Here is a 15,648-nt window from a genome sequence, read left to right as displayed (position 1 = left end):
GAGTAGTCGAGGACACGCGCTGCGGCGCTATACTCTGGCGCTTCACTTTTTCAGAAACTGAACTACAAGGACTCGCCCATGAAAGCGTTCGGCAAAATCCTGGGGTTGGGGCTGCTCGGGTTGCTGCTGATCATCGTGGCGCTGGGCTTTGCCCTGACCCACCTTTTTGATCCCAACGACTACAAAGACGAGATCCGCCAGCTGGCCCGAGACAAAGCGCATGTCGAGCTGACGCTCAATGGCGACATCGGCTGGAGCCTGTTCCCCTGGCTGGGCCTGGAGCTGCATGACGCCAGCATCGCCACCCTGAACGCGCCCAAGGCGCCGTTCGCCGACTTGCAGATGCTCGGCCTCTCGGTGCGCGTGCTGCCGCTGCTGCGCAAGGAAGTGCAGATGAGCGACGTGCGGGTCGAGGGCCTCAACCTGACCCTCAACCGCGACGCCGAAGGGCATGGCAACTGGGAAGATTTCGGCAAGCCGCTGCCCGCCGAGGGCAGCGCAGCGCCCGGCAGCACTGCGCAAACGCCGCCTGCGGCCACTGAATCGGCGCAGCCGGGCAACGAGCGGCCGGTCAAGCTCGACATCGACAGCCTCACCGTGAACAACGCTCGCGTGCAGTACACCGATCAGAAGAGCGGCCAGACCTTCAATGCCGAAAGCATCCAGCTGAGTACCGGCGCCGTGCACCAGGGCGCGACCATCCCGCTCAAGGCCAGCGGTTTCTTCAGCCTTGGCCAGCCGAACCTCAAAGTGCGCAGCGAGCTGAGCGGCGACCTGCGCTTCGACCGCCAGGCCAAGCGCTACAACCTCGATGACATGCGTTTGTCGGGTGAAACCTCGGGCGAGCCGTTGTCGGGCAAAACCCTGACCTTCGTTGCCCAGGGCCAAGTCATGGTCGACTTGGCAGCGAACGTCGCCGAATGGACAGGCCTGAAGGTTTCTGCCAACCAGCTGCGTGCGCTCGGCGAGCTGAGCGCGCGTGACCTGAACAGCACGCCGCAGATCAGCGGCGGTTTGTCGATTGCCCAGTTCGATGTGCGTACCTTCCTCGATGGCATCGGCCACCCGCTCCCGGCCACCGCCGATCCCACGGCCTTCAACACGCTGGAGGTAGTCACTCGCCTGCAGGGCAGCCAGACCAGCCTGGCGCTGGATGAGCTGAGCGTGAAACTGGACGACAGCACCTTCACCGGCCGCGTGGCCGTCGAAGACTTCGCCCGCCAGGCGCTGCGCGTGAACCTCAAGGGCGACACCTTCGATGCCGACCGCTACGTGCCGGCCAAGAGCGATGAGGCCAAGGGCGCCAAAGCGGCGCGCCAGGCCGAAGTCAGCCAGCAGGAAGCCGTCGCTGGCGCAGGCAGCACGCCGTTGCCCGACGCCCCGACCCAAGTGGCCTGGAGCACCGACAAACTGCTGCCCGTCGACCGTCTGCGCGCCCTCGACCTGCAGGCGCAGCTGAGCTTTGGCGCGCTGACCCTGAACAAACTGCCGATCAAGCAGGCCGAGCTCAAGGCCACCGGCCAGGGCGGCCTGCTGACCCTGCAGACCCTGCGCGGCAATCTCTACAACGGCACCTTCGCCGCCCGTGGCAGTGCCGACGTGCGCCCGGCCGTGCCGCAGATCGGTGTGAACACGCAGATCAACCGCGTGCCGGTGGAGCACTTCATCGCCTCGCAGAACCCCGACAAGGCGCCGCCCCTCAAGGGCCTGCTGACACTGTCGAGCGACCTCACCGCCACCGGCAACAGCCAGAAGGCTCTGATCGACACGCTCAACGGCAACGCCAGCTTCACCGTCAACAACGGCGTGCTGGTCGATGCCAACATCGAACAGCAACTGTGCCAGGCCATCGCCACCCTCAACCGCAAGCAGCTCAGCGGTGAGGCGCGCGGCAAGGACACGCCGTTCAACGAGCTGCGCGGCAACGTGGTGATCCGCAATGGCGTGGCCAGCAACCCCGATCTGAAAGTGCGCATCCCAGGCCTGACCCTCAACGGCAACGGTGACCTCGACCTGCGCGTGCTGGGCATGGACTACCGCGTCGGAGTCATCGTCGAAGGCGACCAACGCGCCATGCCCGACCCGGCTTGCCAGGTCAACGAGCGCTATGTGGGCGTAGAGCTGCCACTGCGCTGCCGCGGGCCGATGGAGCTAGGCGCCAAAGCCTGCCGCCTGGACAAGGACGGCCTGGGCCAAGTGGCGGCAAAACTGGCCGGCAATCGCCTCAAAGACAAGATTGACGAAAAACTCGATGAAAAACTGGGAGACAAAGTGAGCCCTGAACTCAAAGACGCGCTCAAGGGGCTGTTCAAGCGATGAGCCCCACGCAGTTCTCCAACGCAGTGCTGGACTGGTTCGACCGCCACGGCCGTCACGGCCTGCCCTGGCAGCAGGGCATCAACCCGTATCGGGTGTGGGTGTCGGAAATCATGTTGCAACAGACCCAGGTCAGCACCGTGCTCAACTACTTCGACCGCTTCATGCAAGCGCTGCCCACGGTGCAGGCACTGGCCGAGGCACCGGAAGACGAAGTGCTGCACCTGTGGACAGGCCTGGGCTACTACACCCGGGCGCGCAATCTGCAGAAGGCCGCCAAGCTCGTCGTCGCCAACCACGGTGGGGAATTCCCCCGCAGCGTCGAGGCCCTGACCGAGCTGCCGGGCATCGGCCGCTCCACGGCAGGCGCGATCGCCAGCATCAGCATGAACCTGCGCGCGCCGATCCTCGACGGCAATGTGAAGCGTGTGCTGGCCCGCTACACCGCGCAGGCGGGTTACCCCGGCGAGCCGAAGGTGGCCAACGCGCTATGGGCCGCCGCCGAGCGCTTCACGCCCATGACCCGGGTGAACCACTACACCCAGGCGATGATGGACCTGGGCGCGACGGTCTGTACGCGCAGCCGCCCCAGTTGCCTGATCTGCCCGCTGCAGCAGGGCTGCCAGGCGCACCTGCTTGGCCAGGAAACCCACTACCCAGAACCCAAGCCGCGCAAGGCCCTGCCCCAGCGCCGCACGCTGATGCCACTGCTGGCCAACCACGAAGGCGCGATCCTGCTTTACCGGCGCCCTTCCACCGGGCTTTGGGGCGGATTGTGGAGCCTGCCGGAGCTCGACAGCCTGGAACAGATCGATGCCCTCGCTGACCAGCACGGCCTGCACCTGCAACAGCGCCATGCGCTGCCCGGCCTGACCCACACCTTCAGCCACTTCCAGCTGGCCATCGAGCCGTGGCTGGTCCGGGTCGAGCAGGCCGGGGGCCACGTGGCCGAGGCCGACTGGCTCTGGTATAACCTCGCCACCCCGCCGCGCCTGGGCCTCGCTGCCCCGGTCAAGACTTTGCTCAAACGCGCAGCCGACCAACTCGCTGCAGGAGACGCCCCATGACTCGCACCGTGATGTGCCGCAAGCTCAACCAGGAACTGCCCGGCCTCGAGCGCCCGCCCTACCCCGGCGCCAAGGGCCAGGACATCTTCGACCACATCTCCCGCCAAGCCTGGGAAGACTGGCAGAAGCACCAGACCATGCTGATCAACGAGAAGCGCCTGAACATGATGAACGCCGAGGACCGCAAATTCCTCCAGGCGGAAATGGACAAGTTCTTCGCCGGCGAAGACTATGCTCAGGCAGAAGGCTACGTGCCGCCCAGCGAGTGACTGAAAAATCGTAAGCGACGGAATTAATTTAATAAATTTTCAAAAAGTCGTTGACGCAACATCTGAAAAGCTATTTAATTCGCCCCGTCGCCCAGATAGCTCAGTCGGTAGAGCAGAGGATTGAAAATCCTCGTGTCGGCGGTTCGACTCCGTCTCTGGGCACCACCTTCAGCTTCTGGTGGTTCCAACGTCACTCGAAGCGACACAAGAAACCCGCCCCGTGCGGGTTTTTTGTTGTCTGCAGTTTTTAAGGTTCAGGCGCTACTCTTTCAGACACTACTCTGTGACGGATTGCGCAGGAGCACCCCGCGTGCGCCGGCCTCCTCCTATGCAGGTCCGCCAACCGTGCGCAGTTCGCCACCTCCGATCTGCCCCGCCGGCCGCCGGCATCCCCGCTATCGCTCAGCGCCAAGGCCTTGGATACAGGTCATGGAATTGCTAACCACCCTCCTGCCCTAGAGCGCAGCGCAGAACAGGCGAACGACCCCAGGGCAAAACATGCAGCAACTGTTGACTAGCATCATATAGCCACCATGCAGGCGCCTTAGACTGTCCGAAGGACACTCGACCAAAAGGACCCTCATGAACGATGAAGCCAACTTCCCGACCCCCACTGAAGCGACACCTGTCGCCCCACCGCCTCCACGCCCCAGGCGCCCCCGCCAGCGCAAGCCCGATCCAACCCTTTTGCACGTGAGCCAGCAGCCCACCGCGCTGGAAGTGGCCACCGCCCGCAAAGGCAGCGGTGAGGACAGCAGCACCGCTCGCCTGCCCGCCAGTTACCCCTACCGCACCCGCCTGCGCCGCGCCGAATACGAGAAAGCCAAACACGCTCTACAGATCGAGCTGCTCAAGGTGCAGAACTGGGTCAAGGAAAGCGGCCAACGCATAGTGATCCTGTTCGAAGGCCGTGACGCTGCTGGCAAGGGCGGCACCATCAAGCGCTTCATGGAGCACCTGAACCCACGCGGCGCGCGCATCGTGGCGCTGGAAAAACCGTCCAGCCAGGAGCGCGGCCAGTGGTATTTCCAGCGCTATATCCAGCACCTGCCCACCGCAGGGGAAATGGTCTTCTTCGACCGCTCCTGGTACAACCGCGCAGGTGTCGAGCGGGTGATGGAGTTCTGCAGCCCGGCGCAGTACCTCGAATTCATGCGTCAAGCCCCGGAGCTGGAGCGCATGCTGTGCAACAGCGGCGTACTGCTGTTCAAGTACTGGTTCTCGGTGAACCGTGAGGAGCAACTGCGCCGCTTCATCTCCCGCCGCGATGACCCGCTCAAGCACTGGAAGCTCTCACCCATCGACATCAAGTCGCTGGACAAGTGGGACGACTACACCGCCGCCAAGCAGGCGATGTTCTTCCACACCGACACCGCCGATGCGCCGTGGACGGTGATCAAGTCCGACGACAAGAAACGCGCACGGCTCAACTGCATCCGCCACTTCCTGCATTCGCTCGACTACCCCGACAAAGACCTGAGCGTGGCCCGCGCGCCTGACCCACTGCTGGTCGGCCGCGCCTCGCGGGGCTTTGAGGAGGATGAACAGACGCCGCTGGCAGGTTGAGCGCACCTCATGCGCTGCACTGGAAGCTGCATTCACGTGCGCACTGTGGATGAAATTGAGTCCGCGCGCGTGTTGCGCAGGAAGCTGAGTCCGCGTAAGCGCCGCGCATGAAGCTGAGTCCACGTATCCACTGCGCAGGAAGTTGAATCCGCACGCGCGCTGCGCTTCAATACGCGCCCTCACGACTGCTCCCAAGGATTCGCCCGATGGCCACCTCCAGCAAACAACAGAAACGCGCCAAGCGCGCCGCCAGCAAGGCCAAGCAGAACCGCATGGTGCGCAGCGGCCAGACTGTAAAGGCGAGCAGCGGTGACAGCGCCAGCGTCGAGCAGGTGTACACCAAGGCGATGGACTCGGGCAGCTACGACAACCTGTTTGAAAAAATGAAGGAAGCCCAGGACGGCGGGCTGGTGCCGATGATCTCGGTATTCCTGGTCGACCCCTTGCTGGCCTTGGTGCTCAAGGGCCACAAGGAAGAGCACGCGACCGACTACATCGTCATGGTCTTCACCGCCTACCGCGATTGGCTGGACGGCACCGACGCCGACACCACCATGGCCTGGCTGGAAAGCGACGAGTTCCAAACCGCGTATATCGAAGCCTCGGAAGTGGTGGCGCGTCAGCAGCAACAGCAGAAGCAGTACGGCTGAGGCACGGGGCCTGGTCAGCGCTGGGACGTGCGGTGGGTGCAGAAGCGGTCGGTTCGGCGCCCTGGCTGGCTGCGATGCTCGGCGAGCCGGCCTGACTCGGACACCGCGCGACAGCACGTAGACAGAGGCCACAGCCTTGGGCCGGCTTCGCGAGCAAGCTCGTTCCTACACTGAGATTCACAGGATCCTGCAGGAGCGGCCGGTCCGGCGCTCCGGATTGCCGCGATGGCCAGCAAAGCCGGCCCGAAAAACCCAATCCCGCCCCAACGAAAAAGGCCGCCTCCCTTACAGGACACGGCCTCCTCAGTTTCGGCTGCGATCGAATCAGTGATCCAGCGCCGCCTTGCCCGCCACCCCACGCTTACGGTGCACCAGCAGCCCGGTCACCACCACACCGATGCTCAGCAAGGCAGTGGCGATGATCTCGGCGCGATGGTCTTCACGCAGCGCCATCACCGCCAGTACTGCCACGATGAACGCGATGGTCAGCCAGGTCAGCCCCGGGAACAGCCACATCTTGAAGTCGATGTGCTCGCCGCGTGCCTCACGCTGGCTGCGCATGCGCAGTTGCGACACGGCAATCACCAGGTACACCAGCAGCGCGATGGCACCGGAGCTGGCCAGCAGGAACTCGAACACCTCAGCCGGCGCCACGAAGTTGGCAAACACGGTGAGGAACGCCGCCGCGGTCGACAGCAGCACCGCCCAGTGCGGCGTACCGGCACGGGTGGTGCGCTGGGCCAGGGCAGGGGCGTCGCCACGCTTGCTCAGCGAGAAGAGCATGCGCGAGGAGGTGTACAGCGCCGAGTTCAGGCAGCTGGTCACGGCGATCAGCACCACGATGTCGACGATCATCTTGGCGTTCGGCACGCCGATGCGGCTCAGCACGGTCTGATAGGAACCGGTTTCGGCCAGCGCCGGGTCGTTCCACGGCACCAGGGCCACGACCAGGAAGATCGACACCAGGTAGAACAGGCAGATCCGCCAGATCACCGAGTTGGTGGCGCGGGTGATCTGCTTGCCGGGGTCTTTGGACTCGGCAGCCGCAATGGTGACGATCTCGGTGCCCATGAACGAGAACATGGTAGTGAGCATCGCCGCCAGCACCGCGCCCAAGCCATTAGGCATGAAGCCTTGGGTATCGAACAGGTGGCTGGCACCGCTGACCTGGCTGCCCGGCACCAGGCCAAACATGGCCGCGCACGCCACCACGATGAACGCGATGATCGCCAGCACCTTGAGCAGTGCGAACCAGAACTCGAACTCACCGTAGTTCTTCACACTGAACAGGTTGGTACCCGTCAGCGCCAAGGTGATCAGCAAGGAGAACATCCACAGCTCTACCGCCGGGAACCACGCATGCAGAATCGCCGCTGCGGCGTTGGCCTCCAGGGGAATCACCAGCACCCAGAACCACCAGTACAGCCAGCCGATGGTGAAGCCGGCCCAGCGGCCGATGGAGCGGTCTGCGTAGGTCGAGAACGACCCAGTGTCCGGCGAGGCGATGGCCATCTCGCCGAGCATGCGCATCACCAGAATCACCAGCGTGCCCGCGGCCGCATAGGCCAGCAGCACCGCCGGCCCTGCGGCCGCGATGGCGTGGCCGGAGCCGACGAACAGGCCGGCGCCGATCACGCCGGCGATGGACAGCATGGTCACATGCCGTGGTTTGAGCCCCTGAGCGAGGTCGTTGGAATTGTGCTTACCGCTCATAAACCTACCTTTGTAAGGAGTGGACCTACCCGAACCCGATGAACGTCATGCGCTCTGCGCAATTTAGGCGCGGCAGTGTTCGGTGATTTCCAGATGGCAATAAGCGGGCCAAGGCGCAAGCGCGTTTTTTGGAAACATCTTGAAACCTACGCCCTCTGTGCCTTGCCGGGCTTCGGCCATCGCGTGACCGAAAGGTCATCAAATCCACGTTAATGGTCTGGATTACAGAAATACCCACTTACAAGTGCACCATCGGTGCCCCTCGGTAACACCCGCGCACGCAAAAGTGGCAAAAAAGGAGCAACCGCCGGTTGCAACTTTTACCAGGCCCATCGCCGCCGTCAGCGCCACCCTTTTACAAACGGCTTCCCACGTCAGGACAAAACTGGCACCATCGCGCCTTTTTTCCGTCGAGGCTGAGGCGTCGGCCATCCTTCTGCGGTCATCCTCGCGACAGTCCGCTGCAGCGATGCGACACACTGCCGCACCGACGCGCTTCGTTCCCCGCACCCCGGTTGGCTGTCCAAGCGCCACATGCTAGCGTTGCGCAGGCCCGGAAGGCCGTCCAACAGCTGGGAATGCACCCGAATACATGAGGACCGCACATGGCTCAGGCCACGCCCGCGCTGGAAATCCGCAACTTGCACAAACGCTACGGCGACCAAGAGATTCTCAAAGGCATCTCGCTGACCGCCCGTGACGGTGACGTCATCTCGATCCTGGGCTCCTCAGGCTCCGGCAAGTCGACGCTGCTGCGCTGCATCAACCTGCTGGAACACCCGCACCAGGGTGAAATCCTCCTGGCCGGCGAGTCGCTCAAGCTCAAAGCCGCCAAGAACGGCGACCTGCTCGCCGCCGACAACCGCCAGATCAACCGTCTGCGCAGCGAAATCGGCTTCGTGTTCCAGAACTTCAACCTGTGGCCGCACATGTCGGTGCTCGACAACATCACCGAGGCCCCGCGCCGTGTGCTCGGCCAGAGCAAGGCCGAGGCGGTGGAGGCGGCCGAAGCGCTGCTGAACAAGGTCGGCATCTATGACAAGCGCCACAGCTACCCCGCACAGCTCTCCGGCGGCCAGCAGCAACGCGCCGCAATCGCCCGCACCCTGGCGATGAAGCCCAAGGTCATCCTGTTCGACGAGCCCACATCGGCGCTCGACCCGGAAATGGTCCAGGAAGTGCTTAATGTCATCCGCGCGCTGGCCGAAGAAGGCCGCACCATGTTGCTGGTGACCCACGAAATGAATTTCGCCCGCCAGGTGTCCAGTGAAGTCGTCTTCCTGCACCAGGGCTTGGTAGAAGAGCAAGGATCGCCGCAACAGGTCTTCGAGAACCCGACCTCGGCGCGTTGCAAGCAATTCATGTCCAGCCACCGCTAACGGAGCAACACATGCAGACCTATAAGAAATTCCTCCTGGCAGCTGCCGCCACGCTGGTCTTCTCCGCCAATGCCATGGCCGCAGAAAAACTGCGCATGGGTATCGAAGCGGCCTACCCGCCGTTCAACAACAAGGACGCCAGCGGCAACGTGGTGGGCTTCGACAAGGACATCGGCGACGCCCTGTGCGCCAAGATGGAAGCCGAATGCTCGGTCGTGACCTCCGACTGGGACGGCATCATTCCGGCCCTCAACGCCAAGAAGTTCGACTTCCTGGTGTCGTCGCTGTCGATCACCGACGAGCGCAAGCAGGCCGTCGACTTCACCGACCCCTACTACTCCAACAAGCTGCAGTTCATCGCCCCGAAGACCACCGACTTCAAAACCGACAAGGCCTCGCTCAAAGGCAAGATCATCGGCACCCAGCGCGCCACCCTGGCCGGTAGCTGGCTGGAAGACACCTACGGCGACGACATCCAGATCAAGCTGTACGACACCCAGGAAAACGCCTACCTCGACCTGACCTCGGGCCGGGTCGACGCGATCCTCGCCGACAAGTACGTCCAGTACGACTGGCTCAAGAGCCCAGAGGGTCAAGCCTATGAATTCAAGGGCGAGCCTGTGGTCGACAGCGACAAGATCGGCATCGCCGTGCGCAAGGGTGACGACAAGCTGCGCAACCACCTGAACGCCGCGCTGAAGGAAATCAAGGCCGACGGCACCTACAAGAAGATCAACGACAAGTACTTCCCGTTCAGCATCGAATGATCCTCCCCGACCTGCGCGCCTGAGGGCGCGCGGGTACCTGGAAAACACCTGCCCATGAATATCGACCTGCACGGATTCGGCCCGGCCCTGTTGGCTGGCACGCTGATGACGGTAAAACTCGCGCTCTGCGCGCTGCTGCTTGGCCTGGTTCTCGGCCTGCTCGGCGCCCTGGCCAAGACCTCCCCCGCCAAGCCCCTGCAATGGCTGGGCGGCGCTTACTCGACCCTGGTTCGCGGCGTGCCCGAACTGCTCTGGGTACTGCTGATCTACTTCGGCACCGTCAACCTGGTCAGAAGCCTGGGTGACGCACTGGACATGCCCGGCCTCGAGCTGAGCGCCTTCGCCGCAGGCGTTATCGCCCTGGGGCTGTGTTTCGGCGCCTATGCCACCGAAGTGTTCCGCGGCGCCATCCTGGCCATCCCCAAGGGCCACCGCGAAGCGGGCCTGGCCCTGGGTCTGTCACGCGGGCGCATCCTCTCGCGCATCATCCTGCCGCAGATGTGGCGCATCGCCCTCCCGGGCCTGGGCAACCTGTTCATGATCCTGATGAAGGACACCGCGCTGGTGTCGGTGATCGGCCTCGAAGAAATCATGCGCCACGCGCAGATCGGCGTGACCGTGACCAAAGAGCCCTTCACCTTCTACATGGTCGCCGCCTGCATGTACCTGGCCCTGACCGTGGTCGCCATGACTGGCATGCACTTCCTGGAAAAACGCGCCGCTCGCGGCTTCATGAGGGCCGGGCAATGAACTGCGACGCGATCATCAAGTACCTGCCACGGCTGGCCTCGCCAGACGCGACCCTGTGCTGCCTGGAACAACGTGCCGTTCAAGGCTTCATGGAGGCCGCCCAATGAACTGGGACGTGATCATCAAGTATCTGCCGCAACTGGCCTCGCCTGACGCCACCCTGCGCTGCCTGGAAAAACGTGCCGTTCAAGGCTCCATGGAGGCCACGCAATGAACTGGGACGTGATCATCAAGTACCTGCCACGGCTGGCCGACGGCGCGATCCTGACGTTGGAGCTGGTGGCCATCGCCGTGATCGCCGGGCTGATCCTGGCGATCCCCATGGGCATTGCCCGCGCCTCGCACAGACCCTGGCTGCGCGCCCTGCCCTACGGCTACATCTTCTTCTTCCGCGGCACCCCGCTGCTGGTGCAGCTGTTCCTGGTGTACTACGGCCTGGCGCAGTTCGACGCCGTGCGCAACAGCGCGCTGTGGCCGTACCTGCGCGATCCGTTCTGGTGCACCGTGCTGACCATGACCCTGCACACTGCGGCCTACATCGCCGAAATCCTGCGCGGCGCCTTGCAGGCCATCCCGCGCGGTGAAGTGGAAGCGGCCCGGGCGCTCGGCATGTCCAAGGCCAAGGCCATGTACTACATCCTCCTGCCCCGCGCCGCGCGTATCGGCCTGCCGGCCTACAGCAACGAAGTGATCCTGATGCTCAAGGCCAGCGCCCTGGCCAGCACCGTGACGTTGTTGGAGCTGACCGGCATGGCACGCACGATCATTGCCCGCACCTATCTGCCGGTAGAGATCTTCTTTGCCGCCGGGGTGTTCTACCTGCTGATCTCGTTCGTGCTGGTGCAAGGGTTCAAGGTGCTCGAGCGGTGGTTGCGGGTGGATGCCTGCCAGGGGCGGTGAGCAGGCGGCCGAGCCGCGAAGCTGAACGCCTGAGGCGTGGACGTTTCGACGCTGTACTGCAATCTTGCCGACCGCCGAAAAGATTCAGCCAGTCCATGGCGTTGCCGATGGCTGATGGCGCCCCAGTGAACGCAGCCCCGCAGCACCTTCCCGCAAAGCACGCCATGGAGCGCGGCGACCCCGGCGCTCCCGCCAACCGCGACGGGCAACGTAATGCCCTATGGGCGAATACAGGGTTTTGACCAGCCGATCGGCGATACCTGAAGTGCCCAGCTCCAATGGCGCCGGCCCAGCCAGCCAAGGCGCCCAACCAAAGGGCCGGATACGCCGTCCTCACGGGCTTTCAGCTGACCAGCTACAGTGATAGGCGGTCTCTGGAGCGGCTATTGCCGCGATGGGCTGCAAAGCAGCCCCAAAACCGCAACCACGATCCCCAGTAATACCCCCGGATGCCACGTCACCCAGCACCACCTCCACCCCCCAACAGAACTCGCCCCGGCCATAGCCCCATGCCCACCCCCCAAATCCTCCAAGGCCCTCTACTCCTCGACCGCTTCCAAGCCCTGGACCACTTCCTGGCGCGTCACCAACCGTTATGGCGCCCACGCCCTTTCCACCACCTGCAACTCCCATGGGAAGCCGACCACCCCGAACTGGCCACGCACTTACGCCAATGCACCCTCGACCACGCCGAAGCCGCCGACGTCGACACCACCCTGGACGCGCCACCCCAGCCCTTCCTCAGCTGGGCCAACGAAGCCCGCGATCTTTCACTCACCGCCGACCTCCCCGACATCGGCCTCCCTGCTGCCCCCCACCGCCTAGACGTCAACGTGCCCGGCCGCAAATGGCAACAGATCGAAGCCTTCACCCGCCGCCTCGACTACCGCTGCACCCCCACCCACTGGATCGACTGGTGCGCCGGCAAAGGCCACCTCGGCCGCCGCCTGCTGCAACCCGGCCAGCACCTGACGTGCCTGGAATACGACCCCGCACTGGTCACCGCCGGCGCCGCCCTCAGCCAGCACCACCAGCTACCCGCCGAGCACATTCAGCAAGACGTCATGGCCCCCCACTGCGCCCAGCGCCTCACGCCCGAGGCCAGCGTGGTCGCCCTGCACGCCTGCGGCGACCTGCACGTACGCCTGCTGCAACTGGCCAGCGAGCGCGGCTGCCCACAGATCGCCATCGCCCCCTGCTGCTACAACCGCATCAGCGGCGCACACTACCGGGCGCTGTCCGCCCCGGCCCAGGCCAGCCCTCTGCACCTCACCCTCGACGATCTCGCCCTGCCCCTGAGCGAAACCGTCACCGCCAGCGCCCGCACCCGCCGCCAACGCGACCTGTCGATGAGCCGCCGCCTTAGCTTCGACCTGCTACAGCGCGAGCAACGCGGATGCGATGACTACCTGCCAACGCCATCGTTGCCGGTCGACTGGCTGCACAAACCGTTCGACCAGTACTGCCAAGACCTCGCCGCGCTAAAAGCGCTGCCCCTGCAAGGGCAACCCGACTGGCCCACCCTTGAAGCCGCCGGCTGGCACCGCCTGGCCGAGGTGCGCAACCTGGAACGCGTGCGCAACCTGTTCCGCCGGCCACTGGAGCTGTGGCTGGTGCTCGACCGCGCACTGTTTCTGCAGCAACAAAATTACCGCGTGCGCGTGGGCAGTTTCTGCGCACACCGCCTGACGCCCCGAAACCTGCTGCTGCTGGCCGAGCGCTGATGCGCCGCACAACCTGTGGATAAGTCTGTGTACAAGCTTGTGATGGAATGTGGCAAAGGTGTGAAAAAAACAGCATCACACCGACCTACCACTGACGGCGGACCTAACGCAAGCCAACAAAATCAGGCATTTGCGTCAAGCCCAGGCCTGGCGACCAACGGTAACGATTGTGGGCAACTTTGGCATGCCCGTTGTGAATAAGCTTTTTTCCGATGCGCATAAAAAGGCCTAGCAGACGTGCGGAATACCGGAATGTCCCGATGAAACGATTTCGTTCACAAAATGTCATGCAAACGCTGCAACCCGTGTCATAAAGCCGTAAAATCACCGCTAACTCCGTGATCCCTGAAGAACATCGCCGTGACTCATCTCAAAGTCCTCGCCTTGCCGCTTGTCCTCCTCTTGACCGCCTGCTCCCACCCCACCCCACGCGAACCAGAGCCGTCGCTGAACTGGCCGATGCCCGCCGCCCAGCTGGGCGACCACCGCGGCCTGCCGCAGGCCACCGAACCGTGCCGACGCCGCGGCTGCGACAACCACAAGCTGTTCTTCAACCCCGCAAAACCCGAACCCGACGCCACCACCCTGCACCGCGGCTGGTGAGAAAATTCTCCTTTTCTGACGGGCAGTTAGGTTAATTGCGCCCTGGCAGAAGTAAGGGGTTTACACGCGCCGCGCGATAGCTATAATGACGCCCCATTGCCGGTATAGCTCAGCTGGTAGAGCAACTGACTTGTAATCAGTAGGTCCCGGGTTCGACTCCTGGTGCCGGCACCACACAAGATTCCAGAGAAGGTTTTCAAAATCTCTGGAATCCTCGAAAAACCCGCCTTCTGGCGGGTTTTTTCGTTTTGGCGTTTAGCTGGAAGCTTTGCCTACCAATCGCTCTGCCGCCTTGCGATAAACCTGTTCTCGCTCGCGCTTATCCACAGCTACCACAAAAACAACAACCTCCTGATCAATCACCTGATAAACCCATCGGTAGCCGCTACTGCGCAGCTTGATCCTGTAGCAGTCCGGCAGGCCATGCAGTCGGTTCGCCTCGACCCTCGGATTCAGCAAAACCGAGACAAGTTTTTTCTTGAGTTGCTGCCGGACCGTATCCCCCCAGCTTTTGCCATTCCTTTAGCGCTCGCGCATCGAACTCAAGGCTATAGGTCATCCAAAGCAACCCTCACTCGCTGAGGTGCGGCAAGGCGCTCGCGAACGGTGGCTAACAGCGCCTCATCTCCATCGGTCATGAGCACAGGCTTGAAGGGCAACTGCCCCCGCTCGGCGACATACTGCAGTGCTTGGCGCATGAGCTCGGAGGGCGTAACACCCAGCCGCTCAAGCTCACGGTACGCTCGGATTTTGAGATCGTCGTCGATACGGACAGTGATGGATGCCATGATGGCTCACTCACTGTAATGACAATTGTCTTTACGGTGACGTAATTCTGAGCGACAGACAAGTGGTCTAGGAGCACAAGCCGACGGAGGACAAGGCCGCTGCACGCCGATTTGATTCCATGAAAAGCCTACTTGAAAATTCGTAGATAGAGGAGCAGTTGTTGGAGGGGTTGGCCAAGCATGGCAAGACCAAAGCCATCAGAGACGATACGATTAGAAAAGGGCATGTGAGGGCCGTGTAGTAACGATTCTGCTTCGCCGCTCGTTTCTTTGGCGTGGCCTCATGGCATCGAGTAGTGAAAAACGAAGCCCTGTTCGCAATCGGACAATCGTCATTTTTTTGGATGATGGACTACTGGCCAGCCTGCCAAAACCATTGAAACGAAGGGATTCACATGAGAGTTTCAGCAAGCATCTTAGCGCTTCTAACGCTTTCCACAGTGACTGGCTGCGGTAAGGACCCGCTCGAATCTTGCCCCGAGGCAGGCCGGGCCTTTATAGAAACGTCAGTTCGTACATACTTCGACAGAACGTACCCTGCCATTGGCGGAACGTCAGTCAATGTATTGTCGGATGAGCATTATGACGCGACTGCAAAAATGTGGACGGTGTCTGCCAATACTCCGGACAAAGACTATTTCGCTTTGGTGTCGTGCGATGGTCATGTCGAGCTGTCACGAAAGAAGCTAGGACCGTCACAACCACCGAAGTCTTGATAGTTCAGTAGTTCTGTAGTGCCGCTGGGAAGATGCGCACGCAGGATTAAAAACGGCAAGGCCAAACCCGTGATCGTTCATCTCAATAGCGTTGGCTTAGCCGAACCTTGCTCGCTGCAGGTTTTATCCTACAAATTATCAAGTCTCATCCCACACCCCCGCCCATTGCACCCGCTCCCACTACCCACTAAATTCCCCCAACCGCAGTCAATCCTGCGGTCAGGTGTAGGAACCTGCTGGTAAACTTGGCGCTCGCACTAAGCGCCCCATCACCTCGGCTGGCGCTTTTTTCATGCTCGCCGATTCGTGTCATGGCGGCTGTGTGTGGGCAGGCTTCGGCCTGGCCGGGTTCCAAGTTTCCCGGTATTCCTACCCCACACACAGCTGCCACCCAATCCCGTAGGAAGGACGGTCGCAGCTCCTGACAAGTAACTTGGAGC

General features: G+C 62.6%; 13 protein-coding genes, 2 tRNA genes and 1 pseudogene. 13 read left to right on the top strand and 3 right to left on the bottom strand.

The genetic code is table 11. The features are described 5' to 3' along the window. The first annotated feature begins 78 nt into the window (after positions 1–78). The 6 genes from SJI00_RS14800 (at position 79) to SJI00_RS14775 (ending at position 5,868) form a co-directional block, all read left to right on the top strand. Positions 79–2,319, top strand: coding sequence for an AsmA family protein (locus tag SJI00_RS14800; protein WP_322462456.1), 2,241 nt, complete (start codon positions 79–81; stop codon positions 2,317–2,319). Next, on the top strand, positions 2,316–3,383 hold the full coding sequence (mutY, locus tag SJI00_RS14795; protein WP_322462455.1) for an A/G-specific adenine glycosylase: 1,068 nt from the start codon (positions 2,316–2,318) through the stop codon (positions 3,381–3,383). The genes SJI00_RS14800 and mutY overlap by 4 nt, the downstream gene beginning before the upstream one ends. Further along, positions 3,380–3,652 (top strand): oxidative damage protection protein, encoded by a 273-nt coding sequence (locus SJI00_RS14790; RefSeq protein ID WP_322462454.1) that lies wholly within the window; start codon positions 3,380–3,382, stop codon positions 3,650–3,652. The genes mutY and SJI00_RS14790 overlap by 4 nt, the downstream gene beginning before the upstream one ends. A gap of 89 nt (positions 3,653–3,741) precedes the next feature. After that, positions 3,742–3,817 (top strand) — tRNA-Phe (locus SJI00_RS14785). A 417-nt stretch (positions 3,818–4,234) separates the two neighbouring features. Next, positions 4,235–5,218 (top strand): polyphosphate kinase 2, encoded by a 984-nt coding sequence (gene ppk2, locus SJI00_RS14780; RefSeq protein WP_322462453.1) that lies wholly within the window; start codon positions 4,235–4,237, stop codon positions 5,216–5,218. A gap of 206 nt (positions 5,219–5,424) precedes the next feature. Then, positions 5,425–5,868: a hypothetical protein gene (locus tag SJI00_RS14775; protein WP_322462452.1), complete on the top strand. Its 444-nt coding sequence runs from the start codon at positions 5,425–5,427 to the stop codon at positions 5,866–5,868. A 324-nt stretch (positions 5,869–6,192) separates the two neighbouring features. On the opposite strand, the gene gabP is transcribed toward SJI00_RS14775, so the two are convergent. Continuing rightward, the gene (gabP, locus tag SJI00_RS14770; protein WP_322462451.1) at positions 6,193–7,581 is read right to left on the bottom strand and encodes a GABA permease; all 1,389 of its coding nucleotides are present in this window, start codon (positions 7,579–7,581) and stop codon (positions 6,193–6,195) included. Between the two features lie 605 nt (positions 7,582–8,186). On the opposite strand from gabP, the gene SJI00_RS14765 reads away from it, so the two are divergent. The 7 genes from SJI00_RS14765 to SJI00_RS14735 all read left to right on the top strand — a co-directional run bounded on the left by SJI00_RS14765 (position 8,187) and on the right by SJI00_RS14735 (position 13,878). Continuing rightward, complete coding sequence (locus SJI00_RS14765) at positions 8,187–8,960, top strand: ABC transporter ATP-binding protein (RefSeq protein ID WP_322462450.1); 774 nt, start codon at positions 8,187–8,189, stop codon at positions 8,958–8,960. A gap of 11 nt (positions 8,961–8,971) precedes the next feature. Further along, the gene (locus SJI00_RS14760) at positions 8,972–9,727 is read left to right on the top strand and encodes an ABC transporter substrate-binding protein (protein WP_322462449.1); all 756 of its coding nucleotides are present in this window, start codon (positions 8,972–8,974) and stop codon (positions 9,725–9,727) included. Between the two features lie 54 nt (positions 9,728–9,781). Then, the gene (locus SJI00_RS14755; RefSeq protein ID WP_322462448.1) at positions 9,782–10,477 is read left to right on the top strand and encodes an ABC transporter permease; all 696 of its coding nucleotides are present in this window, start codon (positions 9,782–9,784) and stop codon (positions 10,475–10,477) included. A 210-nt stretch (positions 10,478–10,687) separates the two neighbouring features. Continuing rightward, a complete protein-coding gene (locus tag SJI00_RS14750; protein WP_322462447.1) occupies positions 10,688–11,377 on the top strand; it encodes an ABC transporter permease in 690 nt (229 codons plus the stop codon). A 509-nt stretch (positions 11,378–11,886) separates the two neighbouring features. Further along, positions 11,887–13,101 carry a methyltransferase gene (locus SJI00_RS14745; RefSeq protein WP_322462446.1) on the top strand — a complete coding sequence of 405 codons (1,215 nt, stop codon included), beginning with the start codon at positions 11,887–11,889 and terminating at the stop codon, positions 13,099–13,101. Positions 13,102–13,461: 360 nt separating this feature from the next. Continuing rightward, positions 13,462–13,704 (top strand): hypothetical protein, encoded by a 243-nt coding sequence (locus tag SJI00_RS14740; RefSeq protein WP_322462445.1) that lies wholly within the window; start codon positions 13,462–13,464, stop codon positions 13,702–13,704. A 98-nt stretch (positions 13,705–13,802) separates the two neighbouring features. Beyond that, positions 13,803–13,878: transfer RNA gene (locus SJI00_RS14735), tRNA-Thr, on the top strand. Between the two features lie 81 nt (positions 13,879–13,959). Here SJI00_RS14735 and SJI00_RS14730 read toward each other — a convergent pair. Beyond that, a pseudogene (locus SJI00_RS14730) lies at positions 13,960–14,263 on the bottom strand (type II toxin-antitoxin system RelE family toxin). Beyond that, positions 14,253–14,492: a type II toxin-antitoxin system RelB/DinJ family antitoxin gene (locus SJI00_RS14725; RefSeq protein WP_322462444.1), complete on the bottom strand. Its 240-nt coding sequence runs from the start codon at positions 14,490–14,492 to the stop codon at positions 14,253–14,255. Before SJI00_RS14725 ends, SJI00_RS14730 begins: the two are co-directional and overlap by 11 nt. Positions 14,493–15,648: the final 1,156 nt, after the last annotated feature.

Origin of the sequence: Pseudomonas gebzensis (genome assembly GCF_034427815.1) — a bacterium.
GTDB lineage: Bacteria > Pseudomonadota > Gammaproteobacteria > Pseudomonadales > Pseudomonadaceae > Aquipseudomonas.
This window is presented reverse-complemented; position numbering and strand designations above follow the sequence as displayed.

What these genes read in the sequence shown, in the direction of transcription:
- SJI00_RS14760 (WP_322462449.1), top strand. Translation starts at nt 8,972, where the DNA reads ATGCAGACCTATAAGAAATTCCTCCTGGCAGCTGCCGCCACGCTGGTC.
- SJI00_RS14800 (WP_322462456.1), top strand. Translation starts at nt 79, where the DNA reads ATGAAAGCGTTCGGCAAAATCCTGGGGTTGGGGCTGCTCGGGTTGCTG.
- SJI00_RS14775 (WP_322462452.1), top strand. Translation starts at nt 5,425, where the DNA reads ATGGCCACCTCCAGCAAACAACAGAAACGCGCCAAGCGCGCCGCCAGC.
- SJI00_RS14765 (WP_322462450.1), top strand. Translation starts at nt 8,187, where the DNA reads ATGGCTCAGGCCACGCCCGCGCTGGAAATCCGCAACTTGCACAAACGC.
- mutY (WP_322462455.1), top strand. Translation starts at nt 2,316, where the DNA reads ATGAGCCCCACGCAGTTCTCCAACGCAGTGCTGGACTGGTTCGACCGC.
- SJI00_RS14725 (WP_322462444.1), bottom strand. Translation starts at nt 14,492, where the DNA reads ATGGCATCCATCACTGTCCGTATCGACGACGATCTCAAAATCCGAGCG.
- ppk2 (WP_322462453.1), top strand. Translation starts at nt 4,235, where the DNA reads ATGAACGATGAAGCCAACTTCCCGACCCCCACTGAAGCGACACCTGTC.
- gabP (WP_322462451.1), bottom strand. Translation starts at nt 7,581, where the DNA reads ATGAGCGGTAAGCACAATTCCAACGACCTCGCTCAGGGGCTCAAACCA.
- SJI00_RS14790 (WP_322462454.1), top strand. Translation starts at nt 3,380, where the DNA reads ATGACTCGCACCGTGATGTGCCGCAAGCTCAACCAGGAACTGCCCGGC.
- SJI00_RS14755 (WP_322462448.1), top strand. Translation starts at nt 9,782, where the DNA reads ATGAATATCGACCTGCACGGATTCGGCCCGGCCCTGTTGGCTGGCACG.
- SJI00_RS14745 (WP_322462446.1), top strand. Translation starts at nt 11,887, where the DNA reads ATGCCCACCCCCCAAATCCTCCAAGGCCCTCTACTCCTCGACCGCTTC.
- SJI00_RS14750 (WP_322462447.1), top strand. Translation starts at nt 10,688, where the DNA reads ATGAACTGGGACGTGATCATCAAGTACCTGCCACGGCTGGCCGACGGC.